Genomic DNA, 14,747 nt, shown 5'->3' on the forward strand with positions numbered 1-14,747 from the left:
TTACCACACGCGCCTTAATCCCCACTAAATCGCACGAGCGAGGTATATTAAATTTTACTTTTAAAAGCGAATTTAGTGGCGCGCGCTAAGCTTTATTAAATCAATACTTCGTTACAATCCACATTAAATTTTAAAACCGAGGCGAAAAATGTCTAGAATTCCGCTGCAAAGCCCATATTTCGGAATATTTGTAATGCTAATCCTGGCTTTTTGCGTCTTTTCGCTCATCGTTAAATTATTCTCTTTGGTGGGCTCGCGTTTGGCAGACAAGTGCGACGAGCGGCTAAAGGGCGAAATTTACGAAAGCGGACCCGAGGCGGTCAAACAGCCCAACCGCATGAACTCCCACTTCTTTTTAACGGCGGTACTTTTTATACTTTTCGACGTCGAGATTATTTTTATGTTTCCATGGGCGGTAAATTTTAAAATTTTAGGCGTGTTCGGGCTCGTGGAGATGGCGTTTTTCATCGTATTATTAGGCATCGGATTCATCTACGCCTGGAAAAAAGGAGCGCTAAATTGGCAGAGCATAAGATAAATTACGCGCGCGAAAACGGACTTCCCGTAGTTCTCACCACCGTCGATAAGCTGATCGCGTGGGGCAGGAGTAACTCTTTGTGGGCGATGACGTACGGGCTTGCGTGCTGTGCGATCGAGATGATGGCAGCGGGCGCGGGCAGATTTGACTTTGACCGCTTCGGTACGATATTTCGCGCAAGCGCCAAGCAATCGGATGTGATGATAATCGCAGGCACGCTTAGTAAAAAGCACGCCGAGTTTACGCGCCGCCTATACGACGCGATGCCCGAGCCCAAATGGGTCATCAGTATGGGTAGCTGCGCCAATACCGGAGGGATGTTTAATACCTACGCGACGGTACAGGGCTGCGACCGCATAGTGCCAGTTGATATCTATCTGCCTGGATGCGCGCCGCGCCCCGAGACGCTGCAGTTTGCGATGATGGTGCTACAAAAAAAGATCCGCACCCAAACCCCGCGCCGCGCGCAAAAGGCAAAAAGGCTGATCTGATGAGAAAGTATAGCCCGAAAAACGATGCGAGCAAGAAAAATTACTATAAAGACAGATTTTTCATCCCCGAGGAGACGCAGAAGCTAGACGCAAGCGAAAGCGATTTTAAAGACGATCTGGATGCGCTTGAAGGCGTCCAAATTTTAAACTCGTATGTGGAATTTAACACTCTCGTACTCTACGTGGAGCCCGCGCAAAATTTAGCGGCGCTGCATGCTCTTAAGGGTGCGGGATATGAAATTTTATGCGAGCTAAGCGGCGTGGATTTTACCGAGGCTCGCGGCGGCATCGAGGTTTTTTATCAGCTTTTGGATATCAAAAGAGTGCGCCGCGCGCGGCTAAAGTGCTTCGTGCCGAACGAGAGCTTTTTGCAAAGCGCTGCGGGCATCTACAAAAGCGCGAACTGGGCGGAGCGCGAACTATACGATATGATGGGCGTTTGGATTGAAAATCATCCAAATTTGGCGCGCCTAATAATGCCCGATGATTGGTTCGGACACCCGCTTTTGAAGTCCTATCCGCTGCAAGGAGACGAGTTTGCCAAGTGGTACGAGGTGGATAAAATTTTTGGGGTTGGCGCACGCGAACGCATCGGCGAGGAGAATCGAAATTCCGCATTCGTAGACGAAAAAGATACCTTCAACTTTACGCGGCTCTATCACGAGGGCGCTAGAGGCGAGCCGCGGCCGCAAGAGAAAATTTTACAAGAATATCAGGAAGAGGGCGGCGTGCGCTTCGTAAAACGCGCTAAACGCGGAATTTACAAGATCATCACAAAGAGAAAATAATGCAAAATCCAAGCAAGCTAAGACCGTTTTTCGAAAACATCGAGTACGAGCGCGAGGGCGCGAATATGATCTTAAATTTCGGTCCGCAGCATCCAAGCGCGCACGGCCAGCTAAAGCTAGTGCTGGAGCTTGACGGCGAGCGAATCGTGCGAGCCCGCCCGGGCGTGGGCTACATGCACCGAGGCATCGAAAAGATGGCAGAAAATATGATCTACGCAGAATTTGTTCCCGTAACGGACCGCGTCGATTACGTCGCATCTGGCTCGAACAACTACGGCTTTTGCGCCGCGGTCGAGAAGCTTTGCGGCATCGAAGTGCCGCGCCGCGCGCAGATCATCCGCACAATCTTGCTGGAGCTTAATCGCATCAGCTCGCACCTTCTATTTTTGGGTACTCACGCGCTTGACATCGGCGCGATGACGGTATTTCTATACTGCTTTCGCTCGCGCGAATACATACTTGATCTCATAGAAAAATACTGCGGTGCGCGCCTTACGCACAATAATATCAAAATCGGCGGCGTATTTTTGGATCTGCCTAACGGCTGGATAGAGGAGATGTTGAAATTTTGCGATGAATTTCCGAGCGACATTAAAGAATTTGAAGATATGCTCGATACGAATAGAATTTGGCTGATGCGAACCGAGGGCGTGGGCGTGATCTCGCACGAAGATGCCCTTAGCTGCGGCTGTAGCGGAGTGAGCTTGCGCGCTAGCGGACATGCGTGGGATATCCGAAAAGAAGAGCCATACCTCATCTACGACGAGCTTGATTTCGACGTGCCGTATGCGAGTGAGGGCGATTGCTACGCGCGATATAAGTGCTATATGGCGGAGATGCGCGAGAGCCTTAAAATTCTGCGCCAGTGCGCGAAGCACTATTCGCTGAGCGATCCGCAAATTTTAGCGATCGATCCCGCTTACGTAAATCCTAGCAAAGAGCAGATCATGACGCAAAACTACTCGCTGATGCAGCATTTCGTACTGGTTACGCAGGGCTTACGCCCGCCCGTGGGCGAAATTTACGCCGCGAGCGAGAGCCCTAAGGGCGAGCTTGGATTTTATATCCGCTCGATGGGCGAAAGCCGCCCGTACCGCCTTAAGATCCGCGCGCCGAGCTTTTGGCATTGCGCGGTCTATGAGGAAATTTTACCCGGGCAGTATCTTGCCGACGCCGCGGCGATCATCGGCAGCACTAATATTATCTTAGGCGAGGTGGATCGATGAAGCGATATGATTTAAGGCATCTGGGCGATAAATTTTTAAACCGCATGGGCGAAATTTTAAAAAATTCCGCTCGCGGCGAGACGATGATCTTTATGTTTGAGATAGGCGATTTCAGCGCAGTTCAAAAAAGCGCCGATCTAGTTGATGGGTTAAATTCCACGCTATTAAATTCCATCCGATATAACCAGGTCGATTGGATGATAGTCGCAAAAAAGGGGAGAATATGAAAATTTTAAATTTTGCGCCGCTACTTAGACTGCAAAGTCCGGGGCTTACGGAAGGTTTTAAACACGCTAAAATTTTAAGCGTATCGCCGTTGCAAGATCCGTATTTAGAAAGTGAGCTGATTAAATGCGAGATCGGCGCGCAAAACTTCGTGCTGGCGCTAATCTGCGCGAGCTTTTGCGACGAGCCATATTTCGCGGAGCTGGATCTGGAGTATCTAAACGGCGAAAGCAACGTGGGCGAGGAGGAGATCGAACAGATCGCGGAGTTTTTACGGGGAGGCTGCGATGCGCTTTTGATCGACGATGCGCTTATTAAAACTCATCCCGATGCCGAAAATATCAAAGCTTTTCTGTCTCTCATAGCGGCAGAATTCGGAGTTAAAATTTTAAACTTACGCGGCGAGCAAATGGAGCTAGCCGCACCGCATGCGGTAAATTTAAGCCCGCTTAAAGAGCCTATGAACTTCGACGGCGCCGTGGTTTTCAAACACGATGCGGATGATCGGCTCGTCGGCGGAGTGTATTTTAGTATGGTCGCAAAGATCAAATACGGCGATCGCGTCCGCATCAAAACGCCGCATTTAAATTTGGAAAAAGAATTTATCCAAGAGGGGTGGATAAATGGCGCGATCGCGCTTCTGGGCTCCGGCGGACGGGGCTTTAGCGGCTATAATTTCGAACTAGCCGAAATTTCTAAGGTTTAAAATGGCAAAGATCACGATCGACGGTAAAGCTTGCGAGTGCGACGATGGCGAGTACATCTTGCAGGTCGCGCGTCGCTGCGGCGTTTTTATCCCTGCGCTTTGTTATCTAAGCGGCGGTACGCCGACGCTCGCATGCAGACTTTGTATGGTCGAAGCGGACGGCAAGCGCGTCTATAGCTGCAACGCCAAGGCCAAGGACGGCATGGTCATTTACAGCCGCAGCCCCGAGATCGACGCCGAGCGAGAGGCGATCACGCAGGTTTATTGTATCAACCATCCGATGGCGTGCGGGGTTTGCGATCAAAGCGGCGAGTGCGAACTTCAAAATTTAGCCCATCTGATGCGCACAAACGCCCAAAGCTACGCCATCCGCGATACGGCGCGCGAGGTGCAGGATTGGGGATATTTGAGCTATGATCCTAGCCTTTGCATCGTTTGCGAGCGCTGTATCACCGCCGCGAAAGACCGCTTGGGCGTAGATGCGTTTAAGCTCGTTCCGCGCGGCGGAGACGCGCCGAGTAAGGAGCAAAAGGACGCGATGCCAAAAGACGCCTACGCCGTGTGGAACAAGCTGCAAAAAAGCCTAATCGCGCGGGTAAATGAAAATGACGATTGCGTAAACTATGGCGAGAGCGCGGCGGTCTGCCCGACTGGAGCTCTGGTAGAGCGCGCGTTTAAATACGTTTCAAACGCCTGGGAGCTGCGTCAAATCCCCGCTTCCAACCCGCACAGCAGCGATTGCGAGCTGCTTTATTACGAGATCAAGCGCCGCGGCATAGGCGAGCCGCGTGAAAAAATTTATCGCGTTAGCAGCGACATAAATTTTAGCGTCCTACATGCAGGAGCGCGCTTCGGCTGGGATTTTTCAAACGAACGGGCGAGCAAAAACGAAGCGGTTTTTAGCCGTATCGTGCGCGGTATCGAGGATGGCGAGATCAAAAATATTAAATTTAATAGCTTCATCACCAATGAGGAAGCTCGGATTTTAGAGCTTTTGCGGCAAAAATTTAAGCTCGCTTTGATTAACGACGAAGCGCTTGCGTATCAAAAATTCCTGCGCGAATTTTCTAAGCTTAGCGGCACGAAATTTTATAATGCGGATTCGCATGCGATTAAAAATAGCGATTTCATCGTTGTTTGCGGCACGTTTTTACGTAGCGACGCGCCAAATTTGGGCTATGCGGTAAACAGCGCCTGCAAGCTAAATAAGGCAAGCGGGATCTATTTTCATCCGTTTTGCGACGAGGGCATTAAGGGTTTTGGCAAAAATTTTATCCATCAGCCGCACGCTGCGGGCTTGGAGGCACAGATCCTGCTTTGGATCTTGCAAAAGTTCGGGCGCGATCTACCTGAGTGGCTGGATGCGAAACTCGCGGCGGAATTTGAAATTTCGCGCGCCGCGGCGAAGGAAAATTTAGACGAGAAATCCGCAGATTCGCAAAATCTTGAGAATTCTGCGGAGGCAAATGGCTCTGGGAACGTTGCAAGTGCGAGCGGTGCCGAAAATTCCGCAAGCGCGGACGGCAACGCTGAAAATTCCGCAAAAAATTCCGCGCAGAATTCCGAAAATCCTGCGGAAAGTAAAATTTCAAATTTTGCCTGCGCGCTAGGTCTGGACGAGCAAAAAATAGATGAAATTTTGGCTAAAAAGGAGCGTTTTTCGCTTATCATCGGCGAGGATTTTATCCGCACGCCAAATAGCGCCATGCTTGCGCGCCTGGCGGGTTTAGTGCAGCGCTACACGCCATTTAAGGTGCTATTGGTGCCGCCGCGCACGAACAGCCTGGGCGTCGCGCTCATCTGTGAGCTTAGCGCGCAAGAAAATGCGGGCGAGACGCTAGGCTACAATGAAGCGGGCGATATTAGTTTCGGCGTGCTGGAAGCGGATCTGGATGCGCCTAGCTTAGTGCAGCAGGAGGGTACGTTTACGAACTACGACAAGCGCGTGGTGCCTAGCAATGCGGCGCTTGATTACGGCGGATACGAGCTAAACGATATTGCCTGTGCGCTTGGGGTTTGCGCGGAGCACGCGATCGGCTATACGCCGAGCTTGGGCGCGGATTTTGAGCCGATTAAATTTGACGATTTAGAAAATTTCTACGACAACGGCGGCGCAAATCATCGCGGATATGAGTTGCAAAACAAGGAGCTTGCCGCAAGCGAGGATGAGTTTGAAATTTTGCTTTCCGCGCCACTTAGCGCGGGCGCGGGCGAAATTTTAATCTATGAGGCAAATCCGCTGCATCAATTCAATAAATTTAGCGGCGCAAGCAGCGGGCTGGGCGAAGCGGGCGCGCTGTATCTAAGCCCTAGTATCGCCGAAAACTTGGGCGTGAGCGCAGGCGACGTCGTTAAAATTTACCAAGCAGACGGCGCGGGCCATGATGAAAAAACTAGCTGCGCGCGTAAAACGGGCGCCGCTGATAATGAAAGCGACAAAAGCGGCGCTAGTCGTGCTAAAAAAACGGATCGCGCAAGCGGCGCGCATAAAGCCGATACTGCCGGTAATGAAAATAGCGAAAGCGGCGCAGAGGGGCTCGTAAGCTTAAAGCGCGAAATCGTCGCTAGCGTAAAGATCGATCCAGGCTTTAGCGGGGCGTATCTGCCGTATTTTGACGAGAAGCTTCGCGGCGAGATATTTTTCAAAACCTCGCGCTATGCAAGCGTGAAAATCGAGAAAATTTCAAATTCCAAAGGAGAGGGCAGATGAGCGATAGTGCATTTTATTTCGTAGCTACCGTCTTAAAGGCGCTCGTGATTTTAGCCGTTATTGCGCTGCTCTCGGGGCTTGCGACCTATGCCGAGCGCAAGGTGCTTGCCTTTATGCAGCGCAGGATCGGGCCCTCTATGGTCGGGCCTGCAGGGCTTTTGCAGGTAGGCGCGGATATGATAAAGCTTTTTACCAAAGAGGACGCGATGCCTGCGCGGGCGAATAAGCTTCTTTTTAAAATCGCGCCAATAATATCGGCTACGGGCGCTTTCGTGGCGCTTTCGGTAGTACCGCTGCTGCCGGAGTTTACGATCGGTGGGCGGACTATACAGCCGATTTTAAGCGATATAAATGTGGGAATTTTATTTTTGCTCGGAGCTAGCGGCACCTGCGTTTATGGTCTACTGATCGGAGGGCTTGCAAGCTACAATAAATGGGGCACGATAGGCGCGTTTCGCGCGTTTTTGCAGATCACCTGCTTTGAGGTGATAAACGGCCTTAGCCTGATCCCTATCGTGATGATCACGGGTTCGCTCTCGCTCATCGACATCGTAAGCGCGCAAAGCGGCGGCATTGATAAGTGGTTTATCTGGAAAGAGCCCGTCTGCTTCGCGCTCTTTCTCATCGCAGCCTTTGTAGAGTGCAACCGCACGCCGCTGTGCCTCACCGAAAACGAAACCGAGATCGTAGCGGGTGCGGGGACGGCGTATTCTGGCATGCGCTGGGGTATGTTTTTTATCGGCGAATACGCCAATATCATAACCTACTCCGTCGTTACGACGCTGCTGTTTTTGGGCGGATTTAACGCGTTTTGGTTTATCCCTGGCGGCGTTATGATGGTGTTAAAATCAAGCCTCGTGTTTTTCTGCTTCCTATGGGCGCGCGCGGCGTGGCCGCATCTGCGCCCCGATCAGCTGATGGGGCTTTGCTGGAAAGTCTGCATGCCGTTAGCTCTTGCTTGCGTGCTAATTACCGCGCTAGCGATCGTTTAAGGAGGGCGCGATGGCAAGATACGCCCAGATCGATAAACGAGCCCCTATTAAATCCGGCGGCGATAAGCTTCGCAGATTCCTAGCTCGCACCTTTAACGGCGAGCTTTTCGTGGGGCTGTGGGTGGTGCTAAAAAATATGTTTAAGCGCGGCGGCTCGCATACGCTTCGGTATCCTATGGAAAAATTTGTCATGCCGCCTAGATACCGTGGCGTGCACAAGCTTATGCGCCTGCTTGAAAGCGGCAGCGAACGCTGCATCGGATGTGGCTTGTGCGAGAAGATCTGCGTGGCAAACTGTATCGCGATGGAGACCGGCCTCGGCAGCGACGGGCGTAAAAAGGTAGATAACTACTCGATAAATTTAGGGCGCTGCGTCTATTGCGGGCTCTGTGCGGACGTCTGCCCCGAGATCGCTATCGTGCACGGCTGCGAATATGAGCTTGCTAGCGAACAGCGAGCCTACTACGGCTTCAAAGAGGATCTTTTGATTCGCGGCGAAAATTTATGTTTAAACGGCGCGGCGCAGGAGTTTGCAGGCTATGGCAGCCTGGATGAAAACGCAGGCGCGCGGATCAAGGTGACGCCGAACGCTTATATAAAAAGCGACGCCGCAAGCGATGAGCTAAGCTTAAAGAGCGCGGATTCAAATTTAAAAAGCAGCGCCGCGGAAAGCTCCAAAAAAGAGGGCGCCGCTAACGATAAAATTATATTTTCAAAGGGCGCGGGCTTAAGCGGCGAAATTTTGGTCGAGCGACAAGACGCCGAGCTGGCAAGCTTAAAGGAAAGTTCCGCTGCAAACGCTGAAAATTCTAAAGAAAATTACGCTGTCGCTCAAAATTCTACGCTTGATTCGGCGCGGAATTCCAAAGAAAATTCCGCCTCTCAAAGCGCCGAAGATTCTGCCGCGCAGGGGGAGGAGCAATGATACAAACGCTTGCATTTTATTTTTTCAGCGCGGTTTGCCTGGCGCTTTTCGGCATCAGCGTTTTTAGCAAAAACGTCCTTTACGCCCTTAGCGCACTGGCTGGCGGCATGGTCTTTATGAGTGGATTTTTCTTTTTGCTGGATGCGGAGTTTTTGGGCGTAGTGCAGATCATAGTCTACACTGGCGCCGTGATCGTGCTTTACGGCTTCGCGCTGATGTTTTTAGGCGCGGATAAAAACGTAAGCGAGCCGAAAAAGGGCGCAAGGCTATTTTTCGCGCTTAGCGGCGTGATCGCATTTTTGCTCGTGATTATCGTGCTTGGCGCGGTGGTTGCGAACAACGTAGAAACGCTTAAAATTTTAAATACCGACGATACCGAGGCGCTTGGGATGATTATCTTTACGAAATATCTGGCGATTTTCGAGCTTGCCGCCGTGATGCTGCTCGTGGCGATGATCTGCGCTATCGTGCTTGCGCATAAGCAGATGGACGCGAACCTGAGCTACGAAGAGAGCGAGGGATAAAATGGGTCTAAATCACTATCTGATCGTTGCTGCGATGATGTTTGGGCTCGGGCTTGCGGGTATGATGAAGCGAAGGAATTTGATAATGCTCTTTTTTTCGAGCGAAATTTTATTAAATGCCGCAAATTTAGCCCTCGTCGCCGTGGCGAAATTTTACGATAACATAAACGGCGAAATTTTTGCGCTTTTCATCGTAGCGATCGCCGCGAGCGAGATGGCCGTGGGGCTTGGACTACTCATCTTGTGGTATAAGAAAACAGGCAGTATCGAACTTGACAGCTTCGTAAACTTTAAAAATCCTTCCAAGGACGGGCCGGATGCTTGATACTGTTTTTGTGTGGCTTTTAATCGCCCTTTTCGCACCGCTTGCCTCAGCGATCTTCGCAGGCGTTTTCATTCGCGCCAAAGATAAGATGTTTATTGGCGTAATCTGCTCGGCGCTGGTGATTTTAAGCACTATCGCGTCGCTTGCTTTGATGGAGCTCGTCTCTGACAACCGCCTAATCAGCGTAAGCTTAGCCGATTTCATAAGCACCGGATTTTTGGACGCAAAATTTAGCTTTCTCATAGATAGCGTAAGTGCGGTAATGATGGTGGTCGTAGGCATCGTTTCCAGCGTCGTGCACGTGTATTCGATCTACTATATGTGGGATGACGAAAACTTCGCTAAATTTTTCAGCTTCATGGGGCTTTTCGTTTTTTCGATGCTGGTTTTGGTAACGAGCGATAATTTTTTGGGACTTTTTATCGGTTGGGAGGGGGTCGGACTCTGCTCGTGGCTGCTAATAGGCTTTTGGTATGATAGGGAGGGTTACAGCTGGTGCGCCAACGAGGCTTTCATAATGAACCGTATCGCAGATCTTGGGATGCTGCTTGGAATTTTTTTGATCTATTTAAATTTCGGCTCGTTGCGCTACGAAGTTGTATTTGCGAACGCAGCGGGCTTGGAGCCTGAAATTTTAACCCTGATCGCCGCACTTTTATTTATCGGTGCGATGGGTAAAAGCGCGCAGTTTCCGTTCCATACCTGGCTGGCAGATGCGATGGCGGGTCCGACGCCCGTATCTGCGCTTATTCACGCAGCGACGATGGTTACGGCAGGCGTTTATCTGGTGATCCGCGCAAACGCGATTTTCGCGCTCGCGCCCGAAGTAAGCGGCTTCATCGTCTACTTGGGCGCTTTCGTGGCGGTCTTTGCGGCGTCGATGGCGCTGGTTCATAACGATCTTAAAAAGATCATCGCCTACTCCACGCTTTCGCAGCTTGGCTATATGTTCGTAGCCGCGGGGCTCGGGGCGTATTGGATCGCGCTATTTCATCTGGCGACGCATGCGTTTTTCAAAGCGCTTCTATTTTTGGGCGCGGGCAACGTAATGCACGCGATGAAGGATGATCTAAATATCCAAAATATGGGCGGATTATATAAATTTATGCGGCCTACGGCGATTTTGATGTGCATAGGCTCGCTTGCGCTTTGCGGATTTTATCCGTTCGCGGGCTTTTTCTCAAAAGATAAAATTTTAGAAGCGGCGTGGAGCGCGGACGCGTATTTTATCTGGGCGCTGCTGTTTGCGGGCGCTGCGATGACGACGTTTTACAGCGTACGTCTGATAATGCTCGTGTTTTTCGGCAAGCAAAAATTTACCCACCATCCGCACGAGGCGAAAGGCTTTGCCCTCATCGCGATGGGCGTATTAGCCGTGCCCGCGGTGATCGCGGGCTTTTTCGAGCACGATTTTGCTGAGTTCGTGCTTAGCATACTTCCGGGCTTTAAAGCTTCGATCCCGCACGGCGTAGAGGTAATTTTGATCGCCATAACGCTAGCGATGATAAGCGCGGTAGCGATCGGCACGATTTGGACATACGGCAAGGGTAAATTTAGCCAAAATTTAAAGAACTGCAAATTTTATAAAATTTTGATCGCTCAGTATTTTATCCCGCAAATTTACGAGCGCGTGATCGTGCGCGGATACGCTAAGCTTAGCGAGATCTGCGCTAAATGCGACGGCGCGATCATAGACGCCAGCGTCGATCTGATCGCTCGCATCGCGGTAAAAAGCGGCGAAGGTGCGGATCGCGCAAGCAATAGCGGAGATTTGAGCGCAAATTTAAGGTGGATGGTTTTGGGATCTTTCATTTTGCTGATTTTGGCGTTTGCGCTGTGAGGTGGGCATGGAATACTTTTTAAGTTTGGTTATATTTTTTCCGGCGGTAGCTGCGGTTTTAGGCTTTTTGATCGACGAAGCGAGCATCAAGACCTACGCCGTTACGATGAGCTTTATAGAGTTCGTGCTTTCGCTCGTTTTGTGGATACTCTACGAGCCGGTGGACGGCATCGCGTTTAGCGTGCTGCGCCCTTTCATAAGCGAATACGGCATCAACTACTTCATCGGCGTGGACGGAATTTCGCTGTTTTTGGTGATCCTAAGCACGCTGGTTACATTTTTAGCGCTGCTTAGTCTAAGTATCAAAGAGCGCGCTAAAAATTTAATCATCTGCATTCTGTTTTTAGAGATGACGATGGTGGGCGTTTTCGTGGCGCTGGATGCGATTTTGTTTTACATCTTTTGGGAGCTTTCGCTAATTCCGATGCTCTACATCATCGGCGCGTGGGGCAGCGGCAAGAGAATTTACGCCGCGGTAAAATTCTTCATCTACACCTTCCTCGGTTCGATGTTTCTGCTCGTAGGGCTCGTAGCGATGAGCTATTTCTATCACGAGGCTACGGGCGAGTACAGCTTTAATATCCTAGACTGGCAGAGCCTATCGCTGCCGCTTAGTACGCAAATTCCTCTATTTTTGGCATTTTCGGTCGCTTTTGCGATCAAGACGCCTTGCTTTCCTTTTCATACCTGGCTTCCGTACGCGCACGGGCAGGCCCCTACGATAGGCTCGGTTCTGCTTGCCGCCGTGCTTCTTAAAATGGGTACCTACGGCTTCGTACGATTTTCGCTGCCGCTATTTCCCGATGCGAGCGTGCATTTTAGCGGGATGATGTGCGCCGTGGCGATCGTTATGATCATCTATGCAAGCTTCATCGCCTTTGCGCAAAAGGATATCAAACAGGTTATCGCGTATAGCTCGATCGCGCATATGGGCGTCATAATGCTAGGAATTTTTTCAATGAGCCGCGAAGGAATGAGCGGTGCAGTATTTTTGATGATCAGCCACGGTATCGTAAGCGGAGGGCTTTTTATGCTCGTAGGCTTTTTATACGACCGCAAGCATACGAAGCTTTTTAGCGAATTCGGCGGGCTTGCGCGGGTGATGCCACTTTATGCGTTTTGCTTTTGCGTCGTGCTGCTAGGCTCGATAGGCCTTCCGCTTACGATCGGCTTCGTGGGAGAATTCCTAAGCCTTGTAGGAATTTTTAAAATAAGCTTTAGCTACGCGCTCTTGGGCGGACTCGGCATAATAATGGGCGCGATCTATTCGATGAACCTTTATAAAAAGACCTTCTTCGGCACTCTTGTGCATGAGGAAAATAAAAAGCTAAGCGATCTAAACGGAACCGAGCTTTGCTCTATCATCCCTATCTGCGTGCTGGTGGTAGTGCTGGGCGTCGCGCCGAATTTGATGCTAAAGAGCATCGAGCCTAGCGTGACGCAAAGCCTTGAGCTGATGTTTAACAAAGCCTCTCAAACCGCGACTCGCGCCTATATGGAAAAAGCAAATTTTAAGGTAAGAAGCGATGCAAAATAATCTTTTAAATTTAGCCTCGATCGCGCCTATGGCGATACTTGGAGGATTTGCCCTGCTGATGCTCGCGGTTTCGCTTTTTGCGCGCACGCTATCGTATAAATTTTACGCCGTCATCACGATACTGGCGCTAGCTCTGGGCTTCGGGCTCGTTTTTGGTTACAACAGCGGCATACGCGGGCTTTTCGACGTGATGCTAGTGGACGGAATCGCGACGCTATCGATGCTTATCATGCTCGCAGGTTCGATATTTTTCATCTTTCTATCTTTGGGTGCAAGAAGCGCGCACGAGTACCATACTGCGGAGTTTTTCGTGCTGTTTTTATTCGTGCTCGTGGGGTATGAGTTTATGGTCGCGAGCGAAAGCTTAATGATGATCCTCGTGGGGCTTGAGACGGGTTCGTTGGCGCTTTATACGCTAATCGCGCTTCACAACCGCGCTCGTTCGGTCGAAGCGGCGCTAAAATACTTCATAATGGGCGCGCTGGGATCCGGGTTTTTCGCATTCGGCGCGGCGATGTTTTTTCTATCGACCGGCTCTATGGAAATTTCAAATATCGCGCAGATCGCCAAGAGTTCAAATTTACAAACCAACGTATTGCTTTTCGCCGCCTGCTCATTTATGATCGTCTCGATAGGATTTAAGCTCTCGCTGATCCCGTTTCACACCTGGACGCCCGACGTTTACGAGGGCGCAAGCTCGGCAATGGCGGGCTTTTTGTCCGTCGTGCCCAAGATCGCGGGCTTTGTCGTGGCGATCAGGCTGTTTGAAGCGCTGCAAAGCATCGGCGTGCAGTGGCTAAACATCGTGCTCTACGCTGTTGCGGTGGCTACGATGAGCCTATCAAACCTCATGGCGCTCGTGCAGCGCGACGTCAAGCGGATGCTCGCTTTCAGCTCCGTTTCGCACGCGGGCTTCGTGCTCTGCGCGATCGTGATCGGCTCGACGCAGGCAAACGCCGCACTTTTCACCTACTGGATCCTATATGCCGTGGCGAATCTCGGCGCGTTTGCGTTCATCTGGTGCGTGCGGCAAAGGCGCGCGCGCTCGTTAAATTTAAAATTTAAAACCCAAAGTCTCGCTTTAAATTTAAACGCAAACGGCGAGAGCTCTATCTCAAACCCAAAGCCCGCTTTTTCGCAAAATCATGAACCGAGCTTTGCCGGCGAGTTAAATTTAGGCTCAAGCGGGCAAAATTCAGCCTGCGACGAGTGGAGCGTTAAAGCGAGCGAGCAAAATTCTAAAGCAAGCGGGCCAAATTTGAAAGCGATTGAGCCCGACGCGGAAGCGACCCTTTTCGGCACTAAAACTTGCGAGCCCGGCGCCAAAATTTGCGCGCAAAGCTCTAAATTTACAGCTCGCTTCGAGCATCCGTTTGAGAAATTTGACGGTCTGATCCGCACCCATCCGCTCTTTGCGCTATGCGCAGCGATTTTTATGCTCTCGCTTGCGGGCATTCCGCCGTTTAGCGTGTTTTGGGGCAAGATGTATCTGCTAAGCGCGGCGGTCAATTCGGGCTACTTCGCCCTTGCCGTCATCATGGCGGTAAATAGCGCGCTCGCGCTGTATTACTACCTGCGCCTTATCGTGCGTATGTTTTTGCACGAGCCGCGAAAGGACGCGGAGCTTGACGGCTCGCTGAGCGCGGTCTCCGTGCAGATAAAATTTGCCGTCGTGCTAGCTAGCGTGGCGTGCGTGCTGGCGCCGTTTTTAGTGAAATTCCTAACCGGAGCAGTAAATAATTTCGTCTTTTTAAGCGGGTATTGAGCTAAAATTTTAAGCGCGAGCCGAACCCACCGCGCTTTGTTAACGAAGAAGAGATTGTTTTGGGCGAGCCGGATGCCTACGGCTTTGCGCTACTTGAGCCGCGCGATTTGAGCGAGTTTTTAAAGAAGCGAAAATGCAGAGCAAAAAAGCTTCTA

General features: G+C 50.8%; 14 protein-coding genes. All 14 read left to right on the top strand.

Features of this window, described 5'->3' with window-relative positions; genetic code table 11:
- Window positions 1-148 precede the first annotated feature (148 nt).
- The 14 genes from Q0174_RS09785 to Q0174_RS09850 are packed head-to-tail and all read left to right on the top strand — an operon-like array spanning window position 149 to window position 14,592.
- The gene (locus Q0174_RS09785; RefSeq protein WP_298043643.1) at window positions 149-538 is read left to right on the top strand and encodes an NAD(P)H-quinone oxidoreductase subunit 3; all 390 of its coding nucleotides are present in this window, start codon (window positions 149-151) and stop codon (window positions 536-538) included.
- Window positions 520-1,029, top strand: coding sequence for an NADH-quinone oxidoreductase subunit B (locus Q0174_RS09790; protein WP_005869772.1), 510 nt, complete (start codon window positions 520-522; stop codon window positions 1,027-1,029). Before Q0174_RS09785 ends, Q0174_RS09790 begins: the two co-directional genes overlap by 19 nt.
- On the top strand, window positions 1,029-1,817 hold the full coding sequence (locus tag Q0174_RS09795) for an NADH-quinone oxidoreductase subunit C (RefSeq protein WP_298043644.1): 789 nt from the start codon (window positions 1,029-1,031) through the stop codon (window positions 1,815-1,817). The genes Q0174_RS09790 and Q0174_RS09795 overlap by 1 nt, the downstream gene beginning before the upstream one ends.
- Window positions 1,817-3,043, top strand: coding sequence for an NADH dehydrogenase (quinone) subunit D (gene nuoD, locus Q0174_RS09800; RefSeq protein ID WP_298043646.1), 1,227 nt, complete (start codon window positions 1,817-1,819; stop codon window positions 3,041-3,043). The genes Q0174_RS09795 and nuoD overlap by 1 nt, the downstream gene beginning before the upstream one ends.
- Window positions 3,040-3,270 (top strand): NADH-ubiquinone oxidoreductase subunit E family protein, encoded by a 231-nt coding sequence (locus tag Q0174_RS09805; protein WP_298043648.1) that lies wholly within the window; start codon window positions 3,040-3,042, stop codon window positions 3,268-3,270. The genes nuoD and Q0174_RS09805 overlap by 4 nt, the downstream gene beginning before the upstream one ends.
- Window positions 3,267-3,974: a hypothetical protein gene (locus tag Q0174_RS09810; protein WP_298043649.1), complete on the top strand. Its 708-nt coding sequence runs from the start codon at window positions 3,267-3,269 to the stop codon at window positions 3,972-3,974. Before Q0174_RS09805 ends, Q0174_RS09810 begins: the two co-directional genes overlap by 4 nt.
- 1 nt (window position 3,975) lies before the next feature.
- Complete coding sequence (locus tag Q0174_RS09815) at window positions 3,976-6,684, top strand: NADH-quinone oxidoreductase subunit G (protein WP_298043650.1); 2,709 nt, start codon at window positions 3,976-3,978, stop codon at window positions 6,682-6,684.
- A complete protein-coding gene (gene nuoH / locus Q0174_RS09820; RefSeq protein WP_298043652.1) occupies window positions 6,681-7,676 on the top strand; it encodes an NADH-quinone oxidoreductase subunit NuoH in 996 nt (331 codons plus the stop codon). The genes Q0174_RS09815 and nuoH overlap by 4 nt, the downstream gene beginning before the upstream one ends.
- A 10-nt stretch (window positions 7,677-7,686) precedes the next feature.
- Window positions 7,687-8,601 carry an NADH-quinone oxidoreductase subunit NuoI gene (nuoI, locus tag Q0174_RS09825; protein ID WP_298043654.1) on the top strand — a complete coding sequence of 305 codons (915 nt, stop codon included), beginning with the start codon at window positions 7,687-7,689 and terminating at the stop codon, window positions 8,599-8,601.
- Window positions 8,598-9,125 (top strand): NADH-quinone oxidoreductase subunit J, encoded by a 528-nt coding sequence (locus Q0174_RS09830; RefSeq protein WP_298043656.1) that lies wholly within the window; start codon window positions 8,598-8,600, stop codon window positions 9,123-9,125. Before nuoI ends, Q0174_RS09830 begins: the two co-directional genes overlap by 4 nt.
- 1 nt (window position 9,126) lies before the next feature.
- Complete coding sequence (gene nuoK / locus Q0174_RS09835) at window positions 9,127-9,450, top strand: NADH-quinone oxidoreductase subunit NuoK (protein WP_005869753.1); 324 nt, start codon at window positions 9,127-9,129, stop codon at window positions 9,448-9,450.
- Window positions 9,443-11,290, top strand: coding sequence for an NADH-quinone oxidoreductase subunit L (gene nuoL / locus Q0174_RS09840; RefSeq protein WP_298043658.1), 1,848 nt, complete (start codon window positions 9,443-9,445; stop codon window positions 11,288-11,290). Before nuoK ends, nuoL begins: the two co-directional genes overlap by 8 nt.
- Window positions 11,291-11,297: 7 nt before the next feature.
- Window positions 11,298-12,827 carry an NADH-quinone oxidoreductase subunit M gene (locus tag Q0174_RS09845; RefSeq protein WP_298043660.1) on the top strand — a complete coding sequence of 510 codons (1,530 nt, stop codon included), beginning with the start codon at window positions 11,298-11,300 and terminating at the stop codon, window positions 12,825-12,827.
- Window positions 12,817-14,592: an NADH-quinone oxidoreductase subunit N gene (locus Q0174_RS09850; RefSeq protein ID WP_298043662.1), complete on the top strand. Its 1,776-nt coding sequence runs from the start codon at window positions 12,817-12,819 to the stop codon at window positions 14,590-14,592. Before Q0174_RS09845 ends, Q0174_RS09850 begins: the two co-directional genes overlap by 11 nt.
- Window positions 14,593-14,747: the final 155 nt, after the last annotated feature.

The organism is uncultured Campylobacter sp., from assembly GCF_937996225.1.
Taxonomy (GTDB): Bacteria; Campylobacterota; Campylobacteria; order Campylobacterales; family Campylobacteraceae; genus Campylobacter_B.

Excerpts from the sequence above, each read along its gene's own strand:
- Q0174_RS09785 (WP_298043643.1), top strand. The coding sequence starts at position 149 with ATGTCTAGAATTCCGCTGCAAAGCCCATATTTCGGAATATTTGTAATG.
- Q0174_RS09795 (WP_298043644.1), top strand. The coding sequence starts at position 1,029 with ATGAGAAAGTATAGCCCGAAAAACGATGCGAGCAAGAAAAATTACTAT.
- nuoD (WP_298043646.1), top strand. The coding sequence starts at position 1,817 with ATGCAAAATCCAAGCAAGCTAAGACCGTTTTTCGAAAACATCGAGTAC.
- Q0174_RS09805 (WP_298043648.1), top strand. The coding sequence starts at position 3,040 with ATGAAGCGATATGATTTAAGGCATCTGGGCGATAAATTTTTAAACCGC.
- Q0174_RS09810 (WP_298043649.1), top strand. The coding sequence starts at position 3,267 with ATGAAAATTTTAAATTTTGCGCCGCTACTTAGACTGCAAAGTCCGGGG.
- Q0174_RS09815 (WP_298043650.1), top strand. The coding sequence starts at position 3,976 with ATGGCAAAGATCACGATCGACGGTAAAGCTTGCGAGTGCGACGATGGC.
- nuoH (WP_298043652.1), top strand. The coding sequence starts at position 6,681 with ATGAGCGATAGTGCATTTTATTTCGTAGCTACCGTCTTAAAGGCGCTC.
- nuoI (WP_298043654.1), top strand. The coding sequence starts at position 7,687 with ATGGCAAGATACGCCCAGATCGATAAACGAGCCCCTATTAAATCCGGC.
- Q0174_RS09830 (WP_298043656.1), top strand. The coding sequence starts at position 8,598 with ATGATACAAACGCTTGCATTTTATTTTTTCAGCGCGGTTTGCCTGGCG.
- nuoK (WP_005869753.1), top strand. The coding sequence starts at position 9,127 with ATGGGTCTAAATCACTATCTGATCGTTGCTGCGATGATGTTTGGGCTC.
- nuoL (WP_298043658.1), top strand. The coding sequence starts at position 9,443 with ATGCTTGATACTGTTTTTGTGTGGCTTTTAATCGCCCTTTTCGCACCG.
- Q0174_RS09845 (WP_298043660.1), top strand. The coding sequence starts at position 11,298 with ATGGAATACTTTTTAAGTTTGGTTATATTTTTTCCGGCGGTAGCTGCG.
- Q0174_RS09850 (WP_298043662.1), top strand. The coding sequence starts at position 12,817 with ATGCAAAATAATCTTTTAAATTTAGCCTCGATCGCGCCTATGGCGATA.